We start from the raw sequence: 22,078 nt of genomic DNA, 5'->3' as shown, positions 1-22,078 counted from the left end.
CTGGGCCCAGCGCCAGCATCGTCAAATCGTTTGTGTCGGGCGATCCGAGGCCAGGTGTGAGCCCAGGATTTCCTCGATCCGGGCTTTGAGCGCGCGCGATTTGTCATCGGCCGGAAATCGCACCCCGATGCCCTGCGTGCGCGAGCCAGTGGCGCCAGCGGGCGTGATCCACGCGACCTTGCCCGCGACCGGGTACCGCTGCGGATCATCGGGCAGCGTCAGCAGCACGTACACGTCTTGGCCCAAGGCATACTCCCGCGTGGACGGCACGAAGATGCCGCCCTCGGCAAACAGCGGGATGTAGGCGGCGTAGAGCGCGCCTTTTTCCTTGATCGACAGTTGGATGACGGTGGGACGCGGATGGTTGGCCGCATCCCCCGCAGACGGGCCCGTGCTCATGCCCGCGAGTGTAGCGCCGCGGCCGCCCGTGACGGCCGCGCGGTCGCAAAGGCCGTGCGCATGCGTTGTGCCCAGGCTTCCGTCCACAGCCCCGCCTGAACCGGGTGCTCCACGGTGCGCCGGGCCTGCTGCAAGGCCCGCCACAAACCGCCTAAGCGCTGCGGGGGTGCCGTGGGCAGCGCATCGGCCGCAAAGTAGCGCGGCGCAGCCCCCGCTGCCTGCGCCATGGCGTCGTGGCACAGCATCATCGCCACTTGTAACTGGCGCGCCAGCGGCCAGTCGGCGATCGGTGTCCAGTCCCCGTGCGCCAGCCGCTGCGGTAATTCCGCCCACAAGCGCGCCGTCAGGCCCAGGCTGGCCCAGTTCAGCGCTTCTTGCGGGCGCGCCCCTGCCGCCCGCCAGCAGGCAGCCCAGTCGTCCTCGCCCAACGCCGGGTAGTCGGTCGCCGCCACCCGGCTCAGCCACGCCCGGCCCTCGTGCTCGTCGGGCCAGCGCATGGCATGCGTTAGGCAGCGGCTGCGGATGGTGGGCAGCAATTGATGGGCGGCTTCGGTGGCCAGCACGAAGCGCACCCGGCCCGGCGGTTCTTCCAGGGTCTTGAGCAACGTGTTGGCCGACTCGGGATTGAGGGCTTCGGCCGGATGGATCAGCACCACTTTGCCGGGCTCGCGCGCATGGGTGACCTGGGTGAACGCCACCGCGGCGCGCGTCGCCTCGACTCGAATCTGGCGGCTGGGTTTGATCTCCTTGCGCTCGATGCGCTCCTGCGTGAGCGGATCGAGCGGCCAGCCCAGTTCGATCGCCTGCTGCTCCGGCATCAGCGCGAACAAGTCGGCATGGGTGCGCACGTCGATTGCGTGGCACGACGGACAGGTGCCGCAGGCGCCCTGCTCGTTCGGCCGCTCGCACAGCCAGGCGCGCGCCAGCGCCAGCGCCAGTTCGAACTGACCCAGCCCCGCCGGGCCGGCCAGCAACACGGCGTGTCCCCGCAGCGCGAGCAACGACCGCAGTTGGCGCTGCAGCCACGGCGCAAGCGTCATGGCAGCACCCCCCGCGCGCGACAGGCGGCCTCCACCTGTTGCCAGACAGCGGACACTTCTGCCCGCGCGTCGATGCGAACGATCCGCTGTGGCGCCTCGGCTGCGCGCGCGGCGTAACCGGCCGCCACGCGCTCGAAGAACGCCTGCGGCTGCGCCTCGAACCGGTCGGGTGCCCTCGCCTGCGCCAGTCGCGCTGCCGCCACCTCGGGCGGCACGTCGAACCACAAGGTCAGATCGGGCTGTCGCCAGCCGGCCGGGCCCGACTGCACCCAGCGCTCGAGGGTGCGCAACACGTCGAGATCGAAGCCCCGCCCGTACCCTTGGTAGGCAAACGTGGCGTCCGTGAAGCGGTCGCACAGCACCACCTGCCCCGCCGCCAGCGCCGGCTCGATGACGTGCCGCAGGTGGTCGCGCCGGGCGGCAAACACCAGCAGCGCCTCGGTCAGGGCATCCATGGACGTGCGCAGCAGGTTCTCGCGCAGCGCCTCGGCCAGCGCGGTGCCGCCGGGCTCGCGGGTCACCGTCACCGCACGCCCCTGGTGGCGCAGCCGCTCGGCCAGCGTGGCGATGTGGGTCGATTTGCCGGCGCCGTCGATGCCTTCGAAGGTGATGAAAAGGGGCTGCGGTCGATCGCTCATGGCAGTCGATCGTACACGCTGCGCAAGGACGGGCACGGCCGCGCATCGGTCACCCAGCGCTGGGCGTAGAGCGTGCCCCCACTAGATGCCGATGACGCGGCATGCCAGCGGTAGCTCTGCAGTGCCCCTTCTGCGCGGTAGCCGAGTTCGGTGGCGATGGCCGGTCCGGGTTTGGGGGCTCGGGCGCTCACCCAAAGCACGTCACAGGCGTCCACGTCGGTGGGAACGGCCAGTTTTGAAGATCCCGGATATGCGACCCAGCGCACGGCCGACGTGTGCAGGGCGATCGCACCCGCCACGTGAATCGGTTGCACGACCGCCACCGTCTGCGGCCCCGCCATCGAATCGACCCAGTGCGCGATATCGCGCGCCGGCAACTGACTCCACGACGGGCGCCCCAGGCGTTCGAGCACGACGGGGCGCGCCAGCAACAGCGCGAGTCCCAGCACCACGAGCGCGAGCGACCCGATGGTCATGGCCCGCGCCATGGTCCAATCTCGGGGGCCGCGATCGACCGCGAACAACACGAGCGCCGGCACCGCCATGGGCAGGATCCAGCGTTGCTGGACGTCTTGCAAGGCCCCCGATGCGACCAAAAACAGCAACAGAACCGCGATCGCCGCGCCGTAGGCGAGCGTACGCCAGGGCCAGCCGGGTGGCTCGCCGCTCGCGGCAGGATTCGTGGCCACCCGTTGCCGGCCCGTCATCGCCCGGGCCAACACCCAGATCAGCACGGACACCCCAGCCGTCGCCGCCCATGCGATCAGCACCTCCAACGCGGTGGACTCGCGCCCGGTGACGCCCTGCATCTTAGTCTGCAGCTCCGCCGCGACGTCCATTCGATGCCCCCACAACCACAACGCATGCGGCACGACGGGCATCAACCCCAACACCATCCACCCCAGGCCCCGTCCATGCTGCTGCCAACCCTGTCGCGCACTATTGCGAAACCCGCCGGTGGCGCGCCACAGCACCGCCATCCACGTCACGATCAACGCCGCCAACACGAGCACCGTGTTGTACTTGGCCAGCAAGGCGGCCGAGCAGGCCAACCCCAGGGCCACCCAACGGCGGGCCGACATGGACTGCAGGGGGTGTGTCATCAGCGGCATAGCGGCCGCGAGTACCGCCCCGATGGCGGTCGCTGCCAACAGGCTGTGGGTCAGTGACCGCGGGCCATCCCACAGCAACGGGGTCAACGTCAGCAACCACGTCCCACTGGCGACACCCCAGCGGTCATCCCGCACCGCTCGTGCGACCGTCCATGCCGCGATAACGGCAAGCCCCCACAGCAAAGCCGCCTTGATCGCGAGCAAGGCGACCAAGGGGGAGACAGGCACGATTTGCCGCAACGCCCAGACCAGCCACTCCATCAACGGTGGCTGCGGGCCATATCCCCACTGCAGGCGCTGCGCGTGCAGCACCTGCTCGGCTTCGTCCCACTCCAGACCCGCGATGCCCCAGCCGCGCGCAGCCGCCCAGCCGCCGTACAGCAGCGCGACTCCCAAGGCCCACCATCGAAACGCCATCATGGATGTCACCGCCCCAACTGATACCGCCGCACGGCTCGGTTGTGCTCCTCCAGGCTTTGGCTGAAGGCGCTGGTGCCATCACCCCGGGCCACGAAATACAGCGCGCGCGTCGAGGCGGGCTGCACCGTGGCCAGCAGCGCATCCCAACCGGGCATCGCAATCGGGGTGGGCGGCAGCCCCGCTCGGGTATACGTGTTGTAGGGTGTGTCGGTCAGCAGGTCGCGCCGACGCAGATTGCCATCGAAGCGCTCGCCCAGGCCGTAAATGACCGTGGGGTCGCTCTGCAGCCGCATGCCGATGCGCAATCGGTTGATGAAGACACCGGCGATCAGCGGGCGATCGGATCCGTCGCCGGTTTCTTTCTCGACAATGCTGGCCAGGATCAGCGCCTCCTCGGGCGAACGCAGCGGCAGGTTGGGCTGGCGCTGCGCCCACGCCTGCGCCAGCCGCTCGTCCATGGCCGCGGCGGCCTGCTGCAGCACGCGCGAGGCGGTCGAGCGCTTGGGGTAAATATAGGTGTCCGGGAAAAATCGGCCTTCGGCATGGCCGCTGGGCAACCCCAGATGCCGCGCCAGCGCCACCGGGTCGTCCCCAGGGGGCAAATCATCGACCAAGTATTCGGCCGTCCGCACCGCCTGCAGCACCTGACGTAGATTCCAGCCCTCCACCAGCGTCAGGCGCCGCACGGCTTGGCGGCCGCGCACCAACTGTTCGAGTAGCGCACGGGGGGTGGTGCCCGGCTCGATTTCGTAGCTGCCGGCCTTGAGCAGGTGCGCCTGTCCAGACAGGCGAAACCAAGCGAACAGGCCCCAAGCTGAGGTGTCCACCCCCGCCTCGACCAAGTGCTCGGCAATTTGGCGGGCGGACATGCCCGGCTGGATCACGACGTCCACGTAGGGTTGCCCGGCGAGCCGCAGGGGCAGCGGACGATGCAGCCACAGCGCCACGGCAGTGGCGGCCGCGAGAACCGCCAGCGCGACCCATAAAGACCAACGGGCAAGGGAAGAAGGCAATGATCGGCTCACGGACAATGGGGGCCGCGGGGGATTGTCTCCTCCGCCTGACAGACAATAGAGGCCGACATGATAGCCGTCACAGCCATGACACCTGCATCAGACACCACTGCCGACCATGCTCTGCCCACCCCCGTCGTGGTGGGTTGCACGCGCCTGCACGACTGGGGCGTGCTGTGGGCCACGGGGGACGACGCCGCTGCCTTCCTGCACGGGCAACTGACGCAAGATGTCTTGAGCTTGCGCGACGATGAGGCGCGGCTGGCCGCCTATTGCAACCCCAAGGGGCGCATGTTGATGACTGGCTTGGCGCTGCGCGCCGAGGGTGGCGTGCTGGTGTGCACGCTGCGCGAGCGCATCGCGCCCATGCTCAAGCGCTTGTCGATGTTCGTGCTGCGCGCCAAGGTGCGGCTGGCCGACGCATCCGACCAGTGGGACATCTGGGGGGTCGCGGGACCGTCGGTGCCTGGCACCCTGAGCACCGAGTGGTGGCGACTTTGGCGCGATGCGGACCGCGCCTGGGTGCGTCTGCCGCCCGGAGCCGGCGTGGAGCGGGCCCTGCTGATTCAGCCGGCCGGTGCGCCCGCCCCCGCCGGCGACACCCTGCCCCAGGAACATTGGCGGTGGCTCGACGTCATGAGCGGCGTCGCGCAGGTGAGCGACGCCGTGGCCGAAGCTTTTGTGCCGCAAATGCTCAATTACGAATCGGTCGGGGGCGTCAACTTCAAGAAGGGCTGCTACCCCGGGCAGGAGGTGGTCGCGCGCAGCCAGTTTCGCGGCACGCTCAAGCGCCGCGGCCACTTGGCCCATGCCGACGGCCCATTGGCCGCAGGACAAGAGGTGTTTCACCCGTCCGATCCCGAACAGCCAGTGGGCGTGATCGCCCAGGCTGCGCCCAACCCGCAGGCAGGCTGGGACGCCATCGTGGCACTGCAAACCTCTGCAGTCGATGGGCAGCCATTGCGAGCCGGGTCAATGGACGGGCCAGCCTTGCATCTGCGTCCCCTGCCCTACGAGCTGCGGCAGGACATCTGACGCCATGTGCCTGATGGCCTGGGCCATCGGTCAATCGACCGAACACCCCCTGTGGGTGGCCGCCAACCGCGACGAACAGTGGGATCGCCCCACGCTGGCGTTGGATGTCTGGCACTCGTCGGACGGCACCACGATCCTGGGTGGCCGCGATGGGCTGGCCGGGGGCTCGTGGTTGGCCTTCGGCGAACAAGGGCGCGTGGCTATGCTGACCAATGTGCGCGCCTGGCCACCGGAGGCGGCGGCCGCGCGCAGCCGTGGCGAGCTCGTCACGCGCTGGCTGCTCCGCCAGGCGCCCACGACGTGGCAGGAGATGGCCCGCCACCACGCGGCGCACGACTACAACGGCTGCAACCTGGTGCTGGGCGACGTGCGCCGCGGCTGCTGGGCCTGGTTGACCAACCGCGACCCCACCCCCCACCGGGCGGCCACCATGCCCGTGGTACGCGTCGGGGGCTGGTGGGGCGGCGAGCTGCCCCCGGGCGTCTACGGACTGTCCAACGCCGCGCTGGACACCCCCTGGCCCAAAGTGGTGGCGCTGCGCGATGCCCTGACCCAGGCGCTGGCTGCACCCGACGCGGATTCGGCGACCGATCGGCTGTTGCAAGCGCTGCAACGCCACGTGCCCCATGACGACGAGCGGGCGCACCTCGAGTCCAGCCCCTACGTCTATCTGGCCCAGCGCCGCTATGGTACCCGCAGCAGCCTGATCGCACGCTGGTCGGCCGACGGCAGCCTGCACGTCGGCGAATGGATCTATGCGCCGCAGCAGGGGCCGACAGCCGCCACCGCTGCGACACCCCGTTGGGGACGGCTGCCCAACTGGGGTGGGCAGCCATGCGTCAACGATCAACCCGCCGGGTTGGCCACCACGCAGGCGACGTCGGCATCGCGCAGCATCGCATCGAACGGCGCAGGCGGCGCGCGGTCGGTGTAGACGCGGGTGAGCTCGGCGATGTGCCCGACTTCCACCATTGCCGGGCGGCCAAACTTACTGGCATCGGCACACAACCACACCTGGCGGGCGTGCTCGATGATGGTGCGCGCGGCGCGCACCTCGCGCACGTCGTAGTCGCGCAGCGTGCCGTCGGTCTCGATGCCCGAGATACCGATGAGCGCGATGTCGACCCGGAACTGGCGCAGAAAATCCAGCGACGCCTCGCCGACGATGCCGCGGTCGCGCGGGCGCACCACCCCTCCGGTGATGATGACCTCGCAGTCCGGGTTGTCCGACAGGATGGCCGCCACGTTGAGGTTGTTGGTGATGACGCGCAAGCCCCGATGTTGCAGCAGCGCGCGCGCCACCGCCTCGGTGGTGGTGCCGATGTTGAGGATGAGCGAGCAGCCCGCCGGCACGTCGCGCGCCACGGCCTGCGCGATGGCGGCCTTGGCCTGCGCATTGAGCGTCTGACGCTGCGTGTAGGCCAGGTTTTCGACGGTAGACACGGGGGTCCGCACGCCCCCGTGGTAGCGCGCCAGCAATCCCATCTGCTCCAGTTGCCGCACGTCGCGCCGCACGGTTTGCAGCGTGACGCCAAAGCGCTGCGCCAGATCCTCGATGCGCAGCGTGCCCGCCTGCCGCACGGCGGCCAGCAGATCGCTCTGGCGGGGGTTGAGGGCGCGGCGCCGACGCGTGGGCGTGGATTCGTTCATGCGGCAATTGTGCCGCACGACGCCAGCGCGACACCCGCGCACGCGGGCAAACCCTAGGTGTTCGCCCATCGGGGCATTTTGTCACTAAACTTTCACATTGCATTCGGAAACTATCGGGCGCTTTCGTCTGTTTTCGCAACAACCCCGACCCCAAGGAGTCACGATGAGCAAACCCCTCAAGCACCTGTTCGCTGCCACCGTCTTGGCTGCCGGCGTGGCCAGCGCCCACGCCCAGACCGAAATCGTCTGGTGGCACTCCATGGGTGGCGCGTTGGGCGAGTGGGTCAACGACCTGGCCAACGAGTTCAACGCCAGCCAAAAGGACTACAAGGTCGTGCCCGTGTTCAAGGGCAGCTATGACGAGTCGATGACGGCTGCGATTGCCGCTTTCCGCGCCGGCAACGCTCCCCACATCCTGCAAGTGTTCGAGGTCGGTACCGCCACGATGATGGCCAGCCGCAACGCCATCGTGCCCGTCGCCGAGGTCATGAAAAAGGCAGGCGTGACGTTCGACCCCAATGCCTACGTGGACGCGGTCAAAGGCTACTACACCGCGCCCAATGGTCAGATGCTGAGCTTCCCGTTCAACAGCTCCACCACGGTGCTGCACTACAACAAAGATGCCTTCAAGGCCGCCGGGCTCGATCCCAACAAGCCGCCCAAAAGCTGGCCCGAGGTAGCGCTGGCGGCGGCCAAGCTCAAGGCGTCTGGTCACAAGTGCCCCTTCACCACCAGCTGGCAGAGCTGGACGCAGCTCGAGAGCTTCTCGGCCTGGCACAATGTCGAGTTCGCCACCAAAAACAACGGCTTTGGGGGCCTGGACGCGCGTTTGGCGTTCAACTCGCCACTGCACGTGCGCCACATTGAAAACCTGGCCAACATGGCCCAGCAAGGCCTATTCGTCTACAAAGGTCGCGGCAACGCGGCGGATGCCACCTACGTCTCGGGTGAGTGCGCGATGATGACCGGCAGCTCGGCTCTGTACGGCAACGTCAAGCGCAACGCCAAGTTCGACTTCGGCATCTCCACCCTGCCCTACTACCCCGATGTACCTGGTGCGCCGCAAAATACCATTATCGGCGGTGCCAGCCTGTGGGTGATGGCCGGCAAGAAAGACAACGAATACAAAGGTGTGGCGCAGTTCTTTGCCCATCTGTCCAAACCCGACGTGGCGGCCAAGAGCCATCAGCGCACCGGTTACTTGCCCGTGACCAAGGCCGCCTACGAATTGACCGAGAAGTCGGGTTTCTACAAGCAAAATCCTGGTACCGATGTCTCGGTCGAACAAATGATCCGCAAGACCACCGACAAATCGCGCGGCATCCGTTTGGGCAACTTCGTCCAAATTCGCACCATCATCGACGAGGAAATGGAGCAAGTCTGGGCTGGCAAGAAGACCGCCAAGCAGGGCCTCGACGACGCGGTGCGCCGCGGCAACGAGCAGCTCGAGCGCTTCCAGCGCGCCAATCAGGGGCGTCTGTGACGCGGTGACTCCCCGTGCCTGACGCCGCTTCCCCAATCGGTAGCGGCGCTCCAGGCGACGCCGCCCGGCCGCACGGCTGTGGGCGGCTTGTCTTTTTCGACCGATCTGACGTCATGGAAAAACGTGTCCGTTTTGCATCCGCTTGGCTACCCTGGCTGTTGGTCGCCCCACAGCTGGCCATCGTGACGGTTTTCTTTTTCTGGCCAGCGGGTCAGGCGCTCGTGCAAAGCGTCATGGAGCAAGACGCCTTCGGCGGCCACGTCGAATTCGTCGGCTGGGCCAATTTCGAGCGTCTGTTCAACGACGCCACCTACCTGCAGTCGTTTCGTGTGACGGCGGTATTTTCACTGCTGGTGGCCGTCATCGGGCTGGCGGTATCGCTGTTGCTGGCCGTGATGGCCGACCGCGTGGTGCGTGGTGCGCGCTGGTACAAAACGCTGCTCATTTGGCCCTACGCCGTGGCCCCGGCGGTGGCTGGAGTGCTGTGGATGTTCATGTTCGCCTCGCCCATGGGTGTGGTGGCCTGGGCGTTGCAGCACGTGGGCGTGGACTGGAACCACCGCCTCAATAGCCAACATGCGCTGACGCTGGTCGTGCTGGCTGCGGTGTGGAAGCAGATTTCATACAACTTTTTGTTTTTCCTCGCCGGGCTGCAATCGATCCCCCGCTCGCTGATCGAGGCCGCCACGATCGATGGCGCCACACCCTGGCGGCGTTTCTGGACCATCGTATTTCCCCTGCTGTCGCCCACCACGTTTTTTTTGCTCGTGATCAACGTGGTGTACGCCTTCTTCGATACCTTTGCCATCATCGACGCCACCACCCAGGGCGGTCCGGGCAAAGACACGGCCATCTTGGTCTATAAGGTGTACTACGACGGGTTCAAGGCGTTGGACATGGGCGGCTCGGCGGCGCAGTCGGTCATTCTCATGGCCATCGTGATCGCGCTGACCGTGGTGCAATTCCGCTACATCGAGCGCAAAGTGCAATACTGAACCGGAGGCCCCTCATACCATGGTCGAACGTCGCCCTTGGCTGGATGCGCTGTCCCACCTCATTTTGATCGTGGGCGTTGCCATCGTCGCCTTTCCCGTCTACCTGACGCTGGTGGCCTCTACCCAAAGCGCGCAGGATATCGCGAGCAGCGCCCCCCTGTCCCTGATACCCGGCTCGCATGGCTGGGAAAACTATCGCTTGGCCCTATTCGGTGGCGAAACCAGTGCCGGCAGCCGCTTCGCACCAGGCCTGCCGATGTTGTGGGTCAGCCTGGTCATGGCGCTGACGATTGCGATCGGCAAGATCATCATTTCGCTCTTGTCGGCTTTTGCCATCGTGTATTTCCGCTTTCCGCTGCGTAATCTGGTGTTTTGGATGATCTTCGTGACGCTGATGCTGCCGGTGGAGGTGCGTATCGGCCCCACCTACGAAGTCATTGCCAACCTGGGCATGCTCAACACCTATGCAGGGCTGACCGTGCCACTGATCGCCTCGGCCACCGCCACGTTCTTGTTTCGGCAGTTTTTTCTGACCGTACCGGACGAATTGGTAGAAGCCGCCCGGGTGGACGGCGCCGGGCCGATGCGCTTTTTCTGGGACGTGCTGCTGCCGATGTCGCGCACCAGCATCGCCGCGCTATTCGTGATCCAGTTCATCTACGGCTGGAACCAGTATCTTTGGCCGTTGCTGGTCACGACCGACGAATCGATGTATCCCATCGTGCTGGGCATCAAGCGTTTGATCGCAGGCGAAGCCTATACCGAATGGAACGTGGTGATGGCGACAGCCATGCTGGCGATGCTACCACCCGCCGTGGTGGTTCTGGCGATGCAAAAATGGTTCGTCAAGGGACTGGTCGATACCGAGAAATAAATCCCTTTGGTTGAGTCTTCGAAGGATATCTCTGCATGGCTTCTTTGCATTTCGAACGTGTCGTCAAGCGCTACGAGGGGGCGCGCGAGCCCGTCACTGCCATTCATGGCTTGAGCGCCGACGTCGGCGACGGCGAGTTCGTGGTCATCGTCGGCCCGTCGGGCTGTGGCAAGTCCACCCTGTTGCGTATGGTGGCGGGGCTGGAGACGATCAGCGATGGCACCATCCGCATCGGCGAGCGCGTCGTCAACCACCTGGAGCCCGCGCGCCGCGACATCGCCATGGTGTTTCAGAACTACGCGCTGTACCCCCACATGACGGTGTTCGACAACATGGCGTATGGGCTCAAGCTGCACGGCGTGCCCAAGGAGGAAATTCGCCGCCGCGTGGAACAGGCCGCCAGCATTCTGGAGTTAGGCCACCTGCTGCAGCGCAAGCCGCGCCAGCTCTCGGGCGGGCAGCGCCAGCGCGTCGCCATGGGGCGCGCCATCGTGCGCCAGCCGCAAGTGTTTCTGTTCGACGAGCCGCTGTCCAACCTCGACGCCAAGCTGCGCGTGCAAACCCGGCTGGAAATTCAAAAGCTGCACCGGGACCTGGGCATCACCAGCCTGTTCGTGACCCACGACCAAGTCGAGGCCATGACGCTCGCCCAGCGCGTGATGGTGATGAATGCCGGGCGCATGGAGCAATTCGGCACACCGGAGGAGGTCTATCACCGGCCGGCCACCACGTTCGTGGCCACCTTCATCGGCTCGCCGTCGATGAACCTGTTGCGCGACGTGCCCGGGGCGCGCCCCGGCACCCTACTCGGCATTCGGCCCGAACACCTGCGGGTGGTCGAGTCGGGCCAGGGCTGGGCGGTGCAGGTGGAGGCAGTCGAGCTGCTGGGCGCCGAGCGCCTGATCCACGGGCAAACCCACGGCCAGCCCATCACGGTGCGCATCGCCGAGTCCGACCCTTGCCACCCCGGGGTGGGCGACACCGTGCACGTGCGTCCCATGGACGATCGGCTGCACGCCTTCGACCCGGACAGCGGCCAGCGCATCGGCTGAATCCTGCGGAGGCTCCCCATGACCGATGTGCCCTCCACCCCCATTCCGCGCTGGATCGCGCACCGCGGTGCGGGCAAGCTCGCGCCGGAAAATACGCTGGCAGCCTTCGAGCTGGGCTGGCAGCACGGTTGGCGCGCGTTCGAGTGCGACGTCAAGCTCTCCGCCGATGGGGTGCCCTTTTTGCTGCACGATGCGACGCTGGAGCGCACGACGAACGGGCGCGGACGCGCCGGCGATCTGCCTTGGTCGACACTGGCGGCGCTGGATGCAGGTAGCTGGCACAGCCCAGCCTACGCGGGTGAGCGGTTGCTGCGCCTGGACACGCTCGCGCATTGGGCGCTGCCGCGCGGCGCATGGCTCAACCTGGAGATCAAACCCACGCCAGGCACCGAGCCAGAGACCGGGCGCTCGGTGGCCGAGGCAGTGGACAATCTCTGGCGCACCTACGGCGCCGGTCAGCCGCAGGGGCCCGCCTGGCCGCTGCTGACCTCGTTTCAACCGGTCGCGCTCCAAGCCGCCCAACAGACATGCCCGCACCTGCCCCGGGGCCTGCTGCTCGATACATTGTGGCCGGACTGCTGGACCGTGGCACACCAACTGGGCTGCAGCGCGGTGGTGCTCAACCACACGTTGTGGGACGAAGCCCTGATCGCGTACTGCCGCAGCGAGGGTTGGCGCTTGCTCACCTACACCGTCAACGACGCCGCGCGCGCCGCCACTCTGCTGGACTGGGGGCTGGACGGCATCATCACCGACCGCATCGATACGCTGGGGCCTGCCGCCTAACGCTGGCCGATCGTGCCGCGACTCGGACCGCGGCCGCGGGCGCTCACAAACGCCGCTCCATCGTCTGGTGCGGGATCCCGACCTCGTCGTACGGCTCGCCCACGCACTGCCAGCCCTGCCGCTGATAGAAGCCCATCGCCGTGCGCTGCGCGCTCAAGCGCAGGGTGTGGTCGCCGCGCGTGCGCGCCGCCTCGATCAACGCCGCCAACACGCGCGCACCGACGCCCGTGCCGCGCAGCGCGCGGTGTACCGCCATGCGGCCGATTTTGCCCACGCCGGGTTCCGCCGCCAGAAGCCGACCCGTGCCCACGGCCTGCCCCAGGGCATTGATCGCCACCGCATGCAGCGCCGTCGCGTCGGCCGCATCCCACTCCTCGGACTCCGGGATGCCCTGCTCACCCACGAACACCGCCCGCCGCAGCGGTGCCGCATCACGCTCCAGCGCGCTCCACCGGCCAGTGACCACGCGCAGCACCTCCTGCCCCGCCTCGTAGCGTTGGATCAACTCACGCAACGCAGCGGGTACCGGGCGCGCGGTCTGCGTGGCCGGATCGGCGAAAACATAGACGATCTCGGCCCCCACCAGCGCCCGCTCTCCCCGAAAAATGGCGCCGGTCATGGTCATCGACGTGTGGCCGATGCGCTCGCAGCGCAGTGCCACGTCTACCTCGTCATCCATGCGCGCGCTGGCCACAAACTCCAGCGTCGCTTTGCGGACATAAAGCTCACCACCCAGCGCCTGCATCGCCTCCGCATAGGGCAAGGCCAGCGCCCGCCAATATTCGGTCATGCCGACGTCGAAGTACATCAGGTAGTGGGCATTGAACACGATGCCTTGCATGTCCACCTCGGCCCAGCGCACGCGCAGGCGGTGCAAGCAGCGGAATTCATGGCGTTTCATGGCGGGATTTGGGACAATCGAGCGTTTTGGACGAAATCAATCGATTATGCGGCCCCACCAGCTCGAACTCCTGTCACCCGCGCGCGATGCCGACATCGGCATCGAGGCCGTCAACCACGGGGCGGATGCGGTCTACATCGGCGGGCCTGGCTTCGGGGCGCGCGCCCACGCCGCCAATCCGGTCAGCGCCATCGAGCGCCTGGTGCGCCACGCGCACCGCTACCACGCGCGCGTCTTCGTCACGCTCAACACCATCTTGCGGGACGACGAGCTCGAGCCGGCGCGTCGGCTCGTGCACCAGCTCTATGACATTGGCGTGGACGCGCTCATCGTGCAAGACATGGGCCTGCTCGAGCTGGATTTGCCGCCGATCCAGCTGCACGCCAGCACGCAATGCGACATCCGCACCCCCGAAAAGGCGCGTTTTTTGCAGGACGTGGGTTTTTCGCAGGTGGTGCTGGCGCGCGAGCTGACGCTGGAACAAATCGCGGCGGTGGACGCCGCGCTGGGCCCGCGCGACGCGCCGGGGCGAGCGGTGCTGGAGTTCTTCGTTCACGGCGCGCTGTGCGTGGCCTACAGCGGCCAGTGCTACATCAGCCACGCCCACACCGGCCGCAGCGCCAACCGGGGTGACTGCTCGCAGGCGTGTCGCCTGCCTTATCAGGTGCTCGACGCGCAAGGCCGCATCCTTGCGCACGACAAGCACGTGCTGTCCATGAAGGACAACAACCAAAGCGCGAACCTGCGCGCGCTCATCGACGCGGGCGTGCGCAGCTTCAAGATCGAAGGCCGCTACAAGGACATGGGCTATGTGAAAAACATCACCGCCCACTACCGCCGTCTGCTCGATGCCATCCTGGATGAGCGCCCAGATCTGGCGCCCTCCTCCAGCGGCCGTTGCACCTACACCTTCACCCCCGACCCCGAGCAGAACTTCAACCGCGACTTCACCGATTACTTCGTCAACGGACGCCAGATCGACATCGGCGCCTTCGACAGCCCCAAAAATCCCGGTCGCCCGATCGGCTGGGTGGTGCGCACCGCGGCCGACCACCTCGAGCTGGAAACCCACGATCCCAGCACCGAGCTGGCCAATGGCGATGGCCTGTGCTACCTAGACCTGCAGAACAACCTGGTTGGCCTGCAAACCAACCGTGTCGAGCGACTGGGGCCGGGCACGGACGGCGGTGTGCGCTGGCGCGTCTTCCCCAAAGACCCGATGGCCACGCTCAAGGATTTGCGGCCCGGCACGACGGTCAACCGCAACCGCAGCATGGCCTGGGTGCGGCTGCTGGAACGCCCCTCGGCGCAGCGGCGCATCCCGCTGTGGGTGCAGTTGCGCGCGCAGGGCGACGCCCTGCAGCTGACCCTGACCGACGCCGACGGCTGCACCGGCACCGCCACCGTGGCGGGCCCGTTCGAGGTTGCGCGTGACGCGCGCGCCAACGAGGCCAAGCTGGTCGAGGGGCTCAGCCGCCTGGGCGACACGGTGTTCGAACCCGTTTCGGTGGACGTGGCGCTGCCACAGCCCTGGTTCCTGCCCGCCTCACGCGTCAACGCCCTGCGGCGCGAGGCCGTCGCGGCGCTGATGACGGGGCGCGAAGCCGCCCGCCCGCGGCCCATGCGTGCGCCCGCCGTGGAGCCGCCCGTGCCCTACCCCGAAGACGTGCTGACCTACCTGGCCAACGTCTACAACCACAAGGCGCGCGATTTCTACGCCCGCCATGGGGTGCGCGTGATCGAAGCCGCCTACGAGAGCCACGAAACGCTGGGCGAGGCCAGCCTCATGATCACCAAGCACTGTGTGCGCTACAGCCTGAGCCTGTGCCCCAAGCAAGCCAAGGGGGTGACGGGCGTGCAGGGCACGATCCGCGCCGAGCCGCTGGTGCTGGTGCATGGCGACGAGCGGCTCACGCTGCGCTTCGACTGCAAACCGTGCGAGATGCACGTCGTCGGACGCATCAAACGCCACGTCGTGCGCGCGGCCGAGCGCCAGGCGAGCGAAGCGCCGCTGCAGTTTTACCGCACGCGGCCCCATGAGCGTACCGAGCGCACCTAGCCAACCCAGCGGCGCGCGTTGCGAAACATGCGCATCCAGGGGCTGAAGGCCGCGATGCCACCAGTGGCGGCCAGGTCGGTCCAGCTCATTTGCGCATTGCGAAACACCCGCTCCGGGTGCGGCATCATGGCGGTGAAGCGCCCGTCGGGCGTAGTGACGGCGGTGATGCCGCGCGGACTGCCGTTGGGGTTGAACGGGTAGGCCTCGGTCGGCTGGCCGTGGTGGTCCACGTAGCGCATGGCCACCGCCACCGCGTCGATATTGCCCCGCTGGCCGAAGTTGGCATAGCCTTCGCCATGCGCCACGGCAATCGGCAGGCGGCTGCCAGCCATGCCTTGGAAGAACAGGCTGGGGGAGTCGGTGATTTCCACCAGCGACAGGCGCGCCTCGAAGCGCTCGCTGACGTTGGTGGTAAAACGCGGCCAATGTTCGGCACCAGGGATGATGGCGGCCAACTCGGCAAACATTTGGCAGCCGTTGCACACGCCCAGACCAAAGGTGTCGCCGCGCTGGAAGAACGCTTGAAACTGCTCGGCGAGGCTGGGGTGGAACGTGATCGAGCGCGCCCAGCCGATGCCTGCACCCAGCGTGTCGCCGTAGCTGAATCCACCACAGGCGACCAGTCCCTGAAAATCGCTCAGGCGCGTGCGGCCGGTGAGCAGATCCGTCATGTGCACGTCCACCGCCTCGAAGCCGGCGCTGTCGAACGCGTACGCCATCTCGACGTGGGAGTTGACGCCCTGCTCGCGCAAAATGGCCACGCGCGGACGCTGCCGGTTCACGTAGGGGGCGGCGATGTCCTGCGCGGGGTCGAAGGTCAACGCCACGTGCAGGCCGGGGTCGTCGCACTGCCCAGCGGCGGCGTGTTCCGCATCGGCGCAGGCCGGGTTGTCGCGCAACTGGCAGATCTTCCAGCTCACGCTGTCCCACACCTGGTGCAGGTCTTGCAGTTTGGCGCTGAAGATGCACTGGGCGTCGCGCCAGATCTGCAGCTCGCCCTTGCCCGCGTCGATGGGGCTGCTGGCGGGACGGGTCTTGCCCACCACGTGGCTGCACGCGGACAGCCCGTGCGCGCGCAGGGTTTGCAGCACGGCGTCGCGCTCGGTGCTGCGCACCTGCAGCACCACGCCCAGCTCCTCGCTGAACAGTCCTTTGAGCGTGAGTTCGTCGCGGCGGGCGCTCACCTGCGCGGCCCAGTTTTTGGCATCGCCCACGTCGGCTCGGCTGTCGTGAATGCCGTCGCCCTCGGTGACCAACAAATCGACGTTGAGCGTCACGCCCACGTGGCCGGCAAACGCCATTTCGGCCACGCAGGCCAGCAAGCCGCCGTCGCTGCGGTCGTGGTAAGCCAGCAGGCGGCCTTCGGCGCGCAGGGCGTTGACCGCCGCCACCAGCCGCACCAGATCCTGCGGGTCATCGAGATCGGGCGCCGCACCGCCCGGTTGCTCCAGCACCTGCGCCAGGATCGAGCCGCCCATGCGATGGCGACCTCGGCCGAGGTCGATCAAAATCAGCGTCGTGTCTTCTTGCGCGTCGAGCTGCGGGGTGAGCGTGCCGCGCACGTCGGGCAGCGTGGCAAACGCGCTGACGATCAAACTGACTGGCGCCACCACCTTGTGCGTCTGCCCGTCCGTGCCGCGCCACTGCGTGCGCATCGACAGGCTGTCCTTGCCCACGGGAATACCGATGCCCAGCTGCGGGCACAGCTCCAGCCCCACCGCCTTGACCGTGTCGTACAGCGCCGCGTCCTCACCGGGCTCGCCGCAGGCGGCCATCCAGTTGGCCGAGAGCTTGACACGCGACAGCTCGATCGGTGCGGCCAGCAAGTTGGTGATCGCCTCCGCCACGGCCATGCGGCCCGCTGCGGGGGCGTCGAGCGCCGCGATCGGCGTGCGCTCACCCATGGCCATCGCTTCGCCAGCCAGGCTCGAGAAGTCCGCCAGCGTGACCGCACAGTCCGCCACTGGCACTTGCCACGGCCCCACCATCTGGTCGCGGTGCGTCAGGCCGCCCACCGTGCGGTCCCCGATCGTGATCAAAAACCGCTTGCTCGCCACCGTCGGGTGCGCCAGCACGCCAATGATCGCTTGCTGTAGATCCACCCCTGTGCCGTCGAAGTCGGCGAAACGGCGCGCGATGCGCGTGACCTCGCGCCGCATGCGCGGTGGCTTGCCCAACAGCACGTCCATCGGCATATCGACCGGGCGGGCTGCTTGTGCATCGGCAGCTTGCCCGTCCTCGACGACGAGCTGCCGCTCCTCGGTAGAGACGCCGACCACGGCGTACGGACAGCGCTCGCGCTCGCACAACTGGGCCAGGCGCGGCAGCGCGTCGGGGGCAATGGCCAGCACGTAGCGTTCCTGGCTCTCGTTGCACCAGATTTCCTTCGGTGCCAGGCCCGACTCCTCCAGCGGAATCGCGCGCAGGTCGAAACGCGCGCCGCGCCCGGCGTCGTTGACCAGCTCCGGGAACGCGTTGGACAGCCCCCCGGCGCCCACGTCATGGATGGCCAGAATCGGGTTGTCCGCGCCCAGCGCCCAGCAGTGGTTGATCACCTCCTGCGCGCGGCGCTGGATCTCGGGATTGCCGCGCTGCACCGAATCGAAGTCCAGCTCCGCGGCATTGGCGCCGCTGGCCATCGAGCTGGCCGCACCGCCCCCCATGCCGATACGCATGCCCGGGCCGCCCAGCTGCACCAGCAACGTACCGGCCGGGAACGTCACCTTGTGCGTCTGGGCGGCGTCGATCTGACCCAGGCCACCCGCGATCATGATCGGCTTGTGGTAGCCGCGATTGACCACGTCCACGTCTGACGCGACACGCTGCTCGTACGCACGGAAATACCCCAGCAGGTTGGGGCGACCGAACTCGTTGTTGAACGCCGCACCGCCCAGCGGGCCCTCGATCATGATTTGCAACGGACTGGCGATGTGCGCGGGCTTGCCGTCGGGCTCGTCGGCCCAGCCACCCCACAGGCGCGACACCGAAAACCCCGTGAGCCCCGCCTTGGGTCGCGCGCCACGACCCGTGGCCCCCTCGTCGCGGATCTCGCCACCCGCGCCCGTGGCTGCACCTGGAAACGGCGAAATGGCCGTCGGGTGGTTGTGCGTCTCCACCTTCATCAGGATATGGTGCTGCGCCTGGCGGCGGCGATAGGTAGGACTGCCCTGGCCATCGGGCACGGCCACGAAGCGCTCGAGCGTGTGCCCTTCCATCACCGCGGCGTTGTCCGCATAGGCCACGACGGTGTGCTGCGGCGCCGTCTGGTGCGTGTGGCGGATCATGCCAAACAGCGTGTGCGGCTGCTCCACCCCGTCGATGACGAACTGGGCATTGAAAATCTTGTGCCGGCAGTGCTCGCTGTTGGCCTGCGCGAACATCATGAGTTCCACATCGCTGGGATTGCGCTCCAGACGTGTGAACGCGTCGACGAGGTAATCGATCTCATCGTCCGCCAGCGCCAACCCCCAGGCGACATTGGCCTCCTGCAGCGCCACCCGTCCGCGGCCGAGCACATCGACGCGTTGCAAGGGCTGCGGGGCCAACGGCACGAACAGGGCCCGGGCTTGCTCCAGGTCGCGCAGCACGCTCTCCGTCATACGGTCGTGCAGCAACGCGGCGCAGGCGTGCCACTGGGCGTCATCCAGCGCCGCAGGCCGTTTGCGAAAGGCCCCCAAGCCGGGCGCTTGCAGGGTGAGCCAATATTCGACGACACGCTCGACGCGCCGCGCGCTCAGGCCGCAGTTGCGCGCGATGTCCGTGGCCTTGGACGCCCAGGGCGAGACCGTGCCCAAGCGCGGCGTGACGACGATGCGCACACCCTCCGTGGGGCCGCGGTAGGGCTCGCCATACGTCAGCAGCGCCGCCCACCGCTGGCGGCTGGCGTCGTCCAGCGGGGCGTCGGTCGCCACCAGGTGTACGAAGCGCGCCGCGATGCCCACGATGCGCTCGTCCACCCCCTGCAGTCGCGCCAGCAACTGTCCCGCTCGAAAGTGGCCAAGGGCGTCCCCCCCGGTGAATGTCGACAAGTGCAAGGCAGAAACGGGGGCATTCACGGCGGTGTGGTGCTCAGCAGTGGGAATGCTGGCGATTTTAGCGGGCGCGAGCGGCGGCACAGGGATAAAAAAAGGAGGCCAGTGGCCTCCCCCCAAGACCCGTCGCGGCGGGTGCCGCGAACCGGAATCACTTGTTGACGGGCGACTGCGGATCCAGCAGCAACGCCATCACGTGCTTGATTTGCTGCTCGTTCAGGATGCCCCTGTGGCCAGCGCTGGGCATCTTGGTGCAGGCGTTGAACGCGCGCGAGTTCCAGATCTTGGCCCAGGTGTACTCGATGATCGGCTTGGCGGCCGGGTCGTTCGGGTTGGTCACCCCGCGCAGCTTGCCGTATTGGTACAAGCTGGGGCCCAACGTGCCGTACGAAATTTCTTCTTTCGTGATCTGGTGGCAGTTGTAGCAATTGCCCCCGTTGACCGTTTTCTCATCGTCGGACCACGTCAAGCCGCGGCCGCTTTGCGCGATTTTCTCACCCTCTTTCCAGTCACCCAGAAACTTGCCATCGCTGGGCCACATGACGGACTTCAGAGCCGCTTCCTCGATGGCTTTGGCGGTTTTCTCGTCGAGGTCCTTGCCCGAGACCTCGGCCTTCCAGCACACCAGCCGTGCCTCATCTTGCTCGAGCCGATCGAGCTTGGCGATACCGCGCTCGACGAAGGATTTTTTGACGACCTCCATCGTCATGCGGTCATAGTCGGCGGCTGTCGGCGATGCGCCGCATCCAGCCAGAGCAACAGCGGCGAGGGCCACCCAGGTCAACCAATGGAATTTCATGTCGAGGTCTCCGATTCAGCGCTTAATGGCGGGCGCGATCGACTTGGCGCCCTTCGCGTTGACGCCCATGTACACCCCCAACGCGATGGTCACGTCGCTGGCAAACAAGGGCTCGGGGAAACGCTGCTGCCGGTAGCAGTCGTTCAGGCGGTGCTGCATGCTCCACATCTGACCGTTGGAGACGCGGTAAGCGGGCCATGCGGCAAAACCGACGCCGTCGCCGGGGTTTTTGGTCAGGTTGGGCAGCTCCTGCAGGCGGATGCGCTTGCCGTCTTCGCTGTGGCAGCTGGCGCACGAAAAATCGTGCGGCCCACCGCGCATGAAGAACAGCCGCTTGCCGATCTCGTACATGTCACGCTCGGCCTGCGTGTTGAACGGCAGGTTGAACCGCATGTCACGCGACTCGGACGCGATCCACGTGGCCAGCGCCACGACGTTGGCCGTCTCCCCCTTGCCGAAACTGCGCTGCGAAACCTCTTTCTTGACGTCGATGCCCTGCAGCGTCTCCATGCAGGTCAGCAGGCGGCTCTCCAGGTCCTGCACGCGCCCGGTATCCTTGAAGTAGCGTGGCAGCTCGACGAAGGCACCCTTGACGACCCCGGGGCCTTTGCCCAGATCACACTGCTCCAGCGACGCGTTCTTTGGCCCGCGCTTTTGCTTCCACAGTTGCTCGCCCTTGACCTCGAACAGCTCGGCGGGGTTGCCATCTTGCAGCATGGCGCGGTATTCCTCGATGCCCTTGGAAGCATCGACTCCTTGGGCACCAGCGCTCATGCCTAGCGATGACAAAACCGCGAGCAACCAATAACGTTTTCTCATCATGAACTCCTGGGGAGATAAAACCGGTTCAGGCGATGGTCGCCTCGTCGGTGCGCGACTCGCCCTTGTTGTCGGTCCACTTGACGACGACCTTGTCGCCCTTGGCCCCACCCTTGAACTTGAAGCTCAGAAACGGGTTTTGCGACACCGCCCCGCTCCACATCGCCTTGAGCACTTCTTTGCCGTTGTGCGTGGCCACCACGTCCGTGATGTAGTGCGCCGGCACCAAGTTGCCCGACGCGTCTTTGCGCGTGCCAGGCTCCATCGGGTGGCTCATGAGCACCCGCACCGTCGTCACCCCACCGGCCTCGTTGGCCCGGATGCGCATCGGATCTGCCATGTCTGCTCTCCTTGTCTGTCCTTGCGTGGTGTCCGATCAGCCGCCGCAGCCGCCGAGCGTCACCTTGGTTTCCTTGACCGCCGAGTACAGCTTGCCGTCGGCCTTGACCACCGCCAGCACGTTGGTGCTTTGCCCCATCTTCAGACGGGTCTGCACGTCGGCTTCCGTGCCCGCCGGAATCATGAACGCCGCCGCCAGCGGCGTCGGGTTCTTCTCCACCAGCAGGTAGATCTCGCTCGTGTTGGGGATCTTGCTGACCGCCCCCACCGGCACCACGGCACCGTTTTCGGCGATGTCGGGCGAAATGATTTGCACCTGGTCGCTCGTGGCCGGCTGCCCACCCACGGCCTTGAGCGCATCGGCCAGGCTCTTGGCCGCAAACGCGTCGCGGTTGGCCGCCAGCGCCTGCTCGGCCGTCACGATCCCCAGCGACACCAGCGTCGCCAGCGCTGTGCCGGTCTTGAGCACGGCACGTCGGTTGGTTGGCATACCCATTTTCATTACTCCTGACAGAACGACTTCGATTCGAACGCGAGCCTGTCAACGCACACGCACCCGACGCGACATAGTTTGATCCATGTCAAACCCGGCGACCATCCGCGAAAACCCTAAATATAAAAATATTGATGACC

The 22,078-nt window shown here is 66.8% G+C and carries 20 protein-coding genes; 8 read left to right on the top strand and 12 right to left on the bottom strand.

The features are described 5' to 3' along the window. Window positions 1-21 precede the first annotated feature (21 nt). The 5 genes from ACPP3B_RS13105 to mltG are packed head-to-tail and all read right to left on the bottom strand — an operon-like array spanning window position 22 to window position 4,634. Complete coding sequence (locus ACPP3B_RS13105) at window positions 22-399, bottom strand: PilZ domain-containing protein (protein WP_424859270.1); 378 nt, start codon at window positions 397-399, stop codon at window positions 22-24. Then, window positions 396-1,439, bottom strand: coding sequence for a DNA polymerase III subunit delta' (locus ACPP3B_RS13100; RefSeq protein ID WP_424859269.1), 1,044 nt, complete (start codon window positions 1,437-1,439; stop codon window positions 396-398). The genes ACPP3B_RS13105 and ACPP3B_RS13100 overlap by 4 nt, the downstream gene beginning before the upstream one ends. Continuing rightward, on the bottom strand, window positions 1,436-2,077 hold the full coding sequence (tmk, locus tag ACPP3B_RS13095) for a dTMP kinase (protein ID WP_299021742.1): 642 nt from the start codon (window positions 2,075-2,077) through the stop codon (window positions 1,436-1,438). Before tmk ends, ACPP3B_RS13100 begins: the two co-directional genes overlap by 4 nt. Then, window positions 2,074-3,609, bottom strand: a complete 1,536-nt coding sequence (locus tag ACPP3B_RS13090) for a hypothetical protein (RefSeq protein ID WP_424859268.1) — start codon at window positions 3,607-3,609, stop codon at window positions 2,074-2,076. Before ACPP3B_RS13090 ends, tmk begins: the two co-directional genes overlap by 4 nt. A 5-nt stretch (window positions 3,610-3,614) precedes the next feature. Next, the gene (gene mltG / locus ACPP3B_RS13085) at window positions 3,615-4,634 is read right to left on the bottom strand and encodes an endolytic transglycosylase MltG (RefSeq protein ID WP_424859267.1); all 1,020 of its coding nucleotides are present in this window, start codon (window positions 4,632-4,634) and stop codon (window positions 3,615-3,617) included. A gap of 75 nt (window positions 4,635-4,709) precedes the next feature. Here mltG and ACPP3B_RS13080 point away from each other — a divergent pair, with 75 nt between their 5' ends. Together ACPP3B_RS13080 and ACPP3B_RS13075 are read left to right on the top strand one after the other, a co-directional pair. Further along, complete coding sequence (locus tag ACPP3B_RS13080) at window positions 4,710-5,657, top strand: YgfZ/GcvT domain-containing protein (RefSeq protein WP_424859266.1); 948 nt, start codon at window positions 4,710-4,712, stop codon at window positions 5,655-5,657. A gap of 4 nt (window positions 5,658-5,661) precedes the next feature. After that, entirely contained in the window at window positions 5,662-6,591 is a 930-nt protein-coding gene (locus ACPP3B_RS13075) for an NRDE family protein (protein WP_424859265.1), read from the top strand. Here ACPP3B_RS13075 and ACPP3B_RS13070 read toward each other — a convergent pair. Further along, the gene (locus tag ACPP3B_RS13070) at window positions 6,504-7,307 is read right to left on the bottom strand and encodes a DeoR/GlpR family DNA-binding transcription regulator (protein WP_299018607.1); all 804 of its coding nucleotides are present in this window, start codon (window positions 7,305-7,307) and stop codon (window positions 6,504-6,506) included. The two genes, ACPP3B_RS13075 and ACPP3B_RS13070, sit on opposite strands and share 88 nt — an antisense overlap. Window positions 7,308-7,470: 163 nt before the next feature. Here ACPP3B_RS13070 and ugpB point away from each other — a divergent pair, with 163 nt between their 5' ends. The 5 genes from ugpB (at window position 7,471) to ugpQ (ending at window position 12,497) form a co-directional block, all read left to right on the top strand. After that, window positions 7,471-8,790: a sn-glycerol-3-phosphate ABC transporter substrate-binding protein UgpB gene (gene ugpB, locus ACPP3B_RS13065; protein ID WP_424859264.1), complete on the top strand. Its 1,320-nt coding sequence runs from the start codon at window positions 7,471-7,473 to the stop codon at window positions 8,788-8,790. Between the two features lie 113 nt (window positions 8,791-8,903). Continuing rightward, complete coding sequence (gene ugpA / locus ACPP3B_RS13060; protein WP_299018603.1) at window positions 8,904-9,785, top strand: sn-glycerol-3-phosphate ABC transporter permease UgpA; 882 nt, start codon at window positions 8,904-8,906, stop codon at window positions 9,783-9,785. A 19-nt stretch (window positions 9,786-9,804) separates the two neighbouring features. Then, window positions 9,805-10,659 carry a sn-glycerol-3-phosphate ABC transporter permease UgpE gene (ugpE, locus tag ACPP3B_RS13055; protein WP_299018601.1) on the top strand — a complete coding sequence of 285 codons (855 nt, stop codon included), beginning with the start codon at window positions 9,805-9,807 and terminating at the stop codon, window positions 10,657-10,659. A 35-nt stretch (window positions 10,660-10,694) separates the two neighbouring features. Then, complete coding sequence (gene ugpC / locus ACPP3B_RS13050; RefSeq protein ID WP_299018599.1) at window positions 10,695-11,711, top strand: sn-glycerol-3-phosphate ABC transporter ATP-binding protein UgpC; 1,017 nt, start codon at window positions 10,695-10,697, stop codon at window positions 11,709-11,711. Between the two features lie 18 nt (window positions 11,712-11,729). After that, a complete protein-coding gene (ugpQ, locus tag ACPP3B_RS13045) occupies window positions 11,730-12,497 on the top strand; it encodes a glycerophosphodiester phosphodiesterase (RefSeq protein ID WP_424859263.1) in 768 nt (255 codons plus the stop codon). A 43-nt stretch (window positions 12,498-12,540) separates the two neighbouring features. Here the strand turns inward: ugpQ and ACPP3B_RS13040 are convergent, their stop codons facing one another. Further along, window positions 12,541-13,398 carry a YbgC/FadM family acyl-CoA thioesterase gene (locus ACPP3B_RS13040; protein ID WP_424859262.1) on the bottom strand — a complete coding sequence of 286 codons (858 nt, stop codon included), beginning with the start codon at window positions 13,396-13,398 and terminating at the stop codon, window positions 12,541-12,543. Window positions 13,399-13,444: 46 nt separating this feature from the next. On the opposite strand from ACPP3B_RS13040, the gene ACPP3B_RS13035 reads away from it, so the two are divergent. After that, window positions 13,445-15,457 (top strand): peptidase U32 family protein, encoded by a 2,013-nt coding sequence (locus tag ACPP3B_RS13035; RefSeq protein WP_424859261.1) that lies wholly within the window; start codon window positions 13,445-13,447, stop codon window positions 15,455-15,457. On the opposite strand, the gene purL is transcribed toward ACPP3B_RS13035, so the two are convergent. The 5 genes from purL to soxY form a co-directional block, all read right to left on the bottom strand. Beyond that, the gene (gene purL, locus ACPP3B_RS13030) at window positions 15,454-19,512 is read right to left on the bottom strand and encodes a phosphoribosylformylglycinamidine synthase (protein ID WP_424859260.1); all 4,059 of its coding nucleotides are present in this window, start codon (window positions 19,510-19,512) and stop codon (window positions 15,454-15,456) included. The two genes, ACPP3B_RS13035 and purL, sit on opposite strands and share 4 nt — an antisense overlap. Before the next feature lie 127 nt (window positions 19,513-19,639). After that, on the bottom strand, window positions 19,640-20,287 hold the full coding sequence (gene soxX / locus ACPP3B_RS13025; RefSeq protein WP_299018589.1) for a sulfur oxidation c-type cytochrome SoxX: 648 nt from the start codon (window positions 20,285-20,287) through the stop codon (window positions 19,640-19,642). Window positions 20,288-20,302: 15 nt separating this feature from the next. Next, the gene (gene soxA / locus ACPP3B_RS13020) at window positions 20,303-21,061 is read right to left on the bottom strand and encodes a sulfur oxidation c-type cytochrome SoxA (RefSeq protein WP_424859259.1); all 759 of its coding nucleotides are present in this window, start codon (window positions 21,059-21,061) and stop codon (window positions 20,303-20,305) included. Between the two features lie 73 nt (window positions 21,062-21,134). Beyond that, the gene (gene soxZ / locus ACPP3B_RS13015) at window positions 21,135-21,446 is read right to left on the bottom strand and encodes a thiosulfate oxidation carrier complex protein SoxZ (RefSeq protein ID WP_424859258.1); all 312 of its coding nucleotides are present in this window, start codon (window positions 21,444-21,446) and stop codon (window positions 21,135-21,137) included. A gap of 36 nt (window positions 21,447-21,482) precedes the next feature. Beyond that, window positions 21,483-21,935: a thiosulfate oxidation carrier protein SoxY gene (soxY, locus tag ACPP3B_RS13010; protein ID WP_424860197.1), complete on the bottom strand. Its 453-nt coding sequence runs from the start codon at window positions 21,933-21,935 to the stop codon at window positions 21,483-21,485. Between the last annotated feature and the right edge of the window lie 143 nt (window positions 21,936-22,078).

The sequence above is a fragment of the Tepidimonas sp. HKU77 genome, from assembly GCF_049728535.1.
In the GTDB taxonomy this organism is placed as follows: domain Bacteria; phylum Pseudomonadota; class Gammaproteobacteria; order Burkholderiales; family Burkholderiaceae_C; genus Tepidimonas.
This window is presented reverse-complemented; position numbering and strand designations above follow the sequence as displayed.

What these genes read in the sequence shown, in the direction of transcription:
- ACPP3B_RS13105 (WP_424859270.1), bottom strand. Translation starts at nt 399, where the DNA reads ATGAGCACGGGCCCGTCTGCGGGGGATGCGGCCAACCATCCGCGTCCC.
- ACPP3B_RS13100 (WP_424859269.1), bottom strand. Translation starts at nt 1,439, where the DNA reads ATGACGCTTGCGCCGTGGCTGCAGCGCCAACTGCGGTCGTTGCTCGCG.
- tmk (WP_299021742.1), bottom strand. Translation starts at nt 2,077, where the DNA reads ATGAGCGATCGACCGCAGCCCCTTTTCATCACCTTCGAAGGCATCGAC.
- ACPP3B_RS13090 (WP_424859268.1), bottom strand. Translation starts at nt 3,609, where the DNA reads ATGATGGCGTTTCGATGGTGGGCCTTGGGAGTCGCGCTGCTGTACGGC.
- ACPP3B_RS13080 (WP_424859266.1), top strand. Translation starts at nt 4,710, where the DNA reads ATGACACCTGCATCAGACACCACTGCCGACCATGCTCTGCCCACCCCC.
- ACPP3B_RS13075 (WP_424859265.1), top strand. Translation starts at nt 5,662, where the DNA reads ATGTGCCTGATGGCCTGGGCCATCGGTCAATCGACCGAACACCCCCTG.
- ACPP3B_RS13070 (WP_299018607.1), bottom strand. Translation starts at nt 7,307, where the DNA reads ATGAACGAATCCACGCCCACGCGTCGGCGCCGCGCCCTCAACCCCCGC.
- ugpB (WP_424859264.1), top strand. Translation starts at nt 7,471, where the DNA reads ATGAGCAAACCCCTCAAGCACCTGTTCGCTGCCACCGTCTTGGCTGCC.
- ugpA (WP_299018603.1), top strand. Translation starts at nt 8,904, where the DNA reads ATGGAAAAACGTGTCCGTTTTGCATCCGCTTGGCTACCCTGGCTGTTG.
- ugpE (WP_299018601.1), top strand. Translation starts at nt 9,805, where the DNA reads ATGGTCGAACGTCGCCCTTGGCTGGATGCGCTGTCCCACCTCATTTTG.
- ugpC (WP_299018599.1), top strand. Translation starts at nt 10,695, where the DNA reads ATGGCTTCTTTGCATTTCGAACGTGTCGTCAAGCGCTACGAGGGGGCG.
- ugpQ (WP_424859263.1), top strand. Translation starts at nt 11,730, where the DNA reads ATGACCGATGTGCCCTCCACCCCCATTCCGCGCTGGATCGCGCACCGC.
- ACPP3B_RS13040 (WP_424859262.1), bottom strand. Translation starts at nt 13,398, where the DNA reads ATGAAACGCCATGAATTCCGCTGCTTGCACCGCCTGCGCGTGCGCTGG.
- ACPP3B_RS13035 (WP_424859261.1), top strand. Translation starts at nt 13,445, where the DNA reads ATGCGGCCCCACCAGCTCGAACTCCTGTCACCCGCGCGCGATGCCGAC.
- soxX (WP_299018589.1), bottom strand. Translation starts at nt 20,287, where the DNA reads ATGAAATTCCATTGGTTGACCTGGGTGGCCCTCGCCGCTGTTGCTCTG.
- soxA (WP_424859259.1), bottom strand. Translation starts at nt 21,061, where the DNA reads ATGAGCGCTGGTGCCCAAGGAGTCGATGCTTCCAAGGGCATCGAGGAA.
- soxZ (WP_424859258.1), bottom strand. Translation starts at nt 21,446, where the DNA reads ATGGCAGATCCGATGCGCATCCGGGCCAACGAGGCCGGTGGGGTGACG.
- soxY (WP_424860197.1), bottom strand. Translation starts at nt 21,935, where the DNA reads ATGCCAACCAACCGACGTGCCGTGCTCAAGACCGGCACAGCGCTGGCG.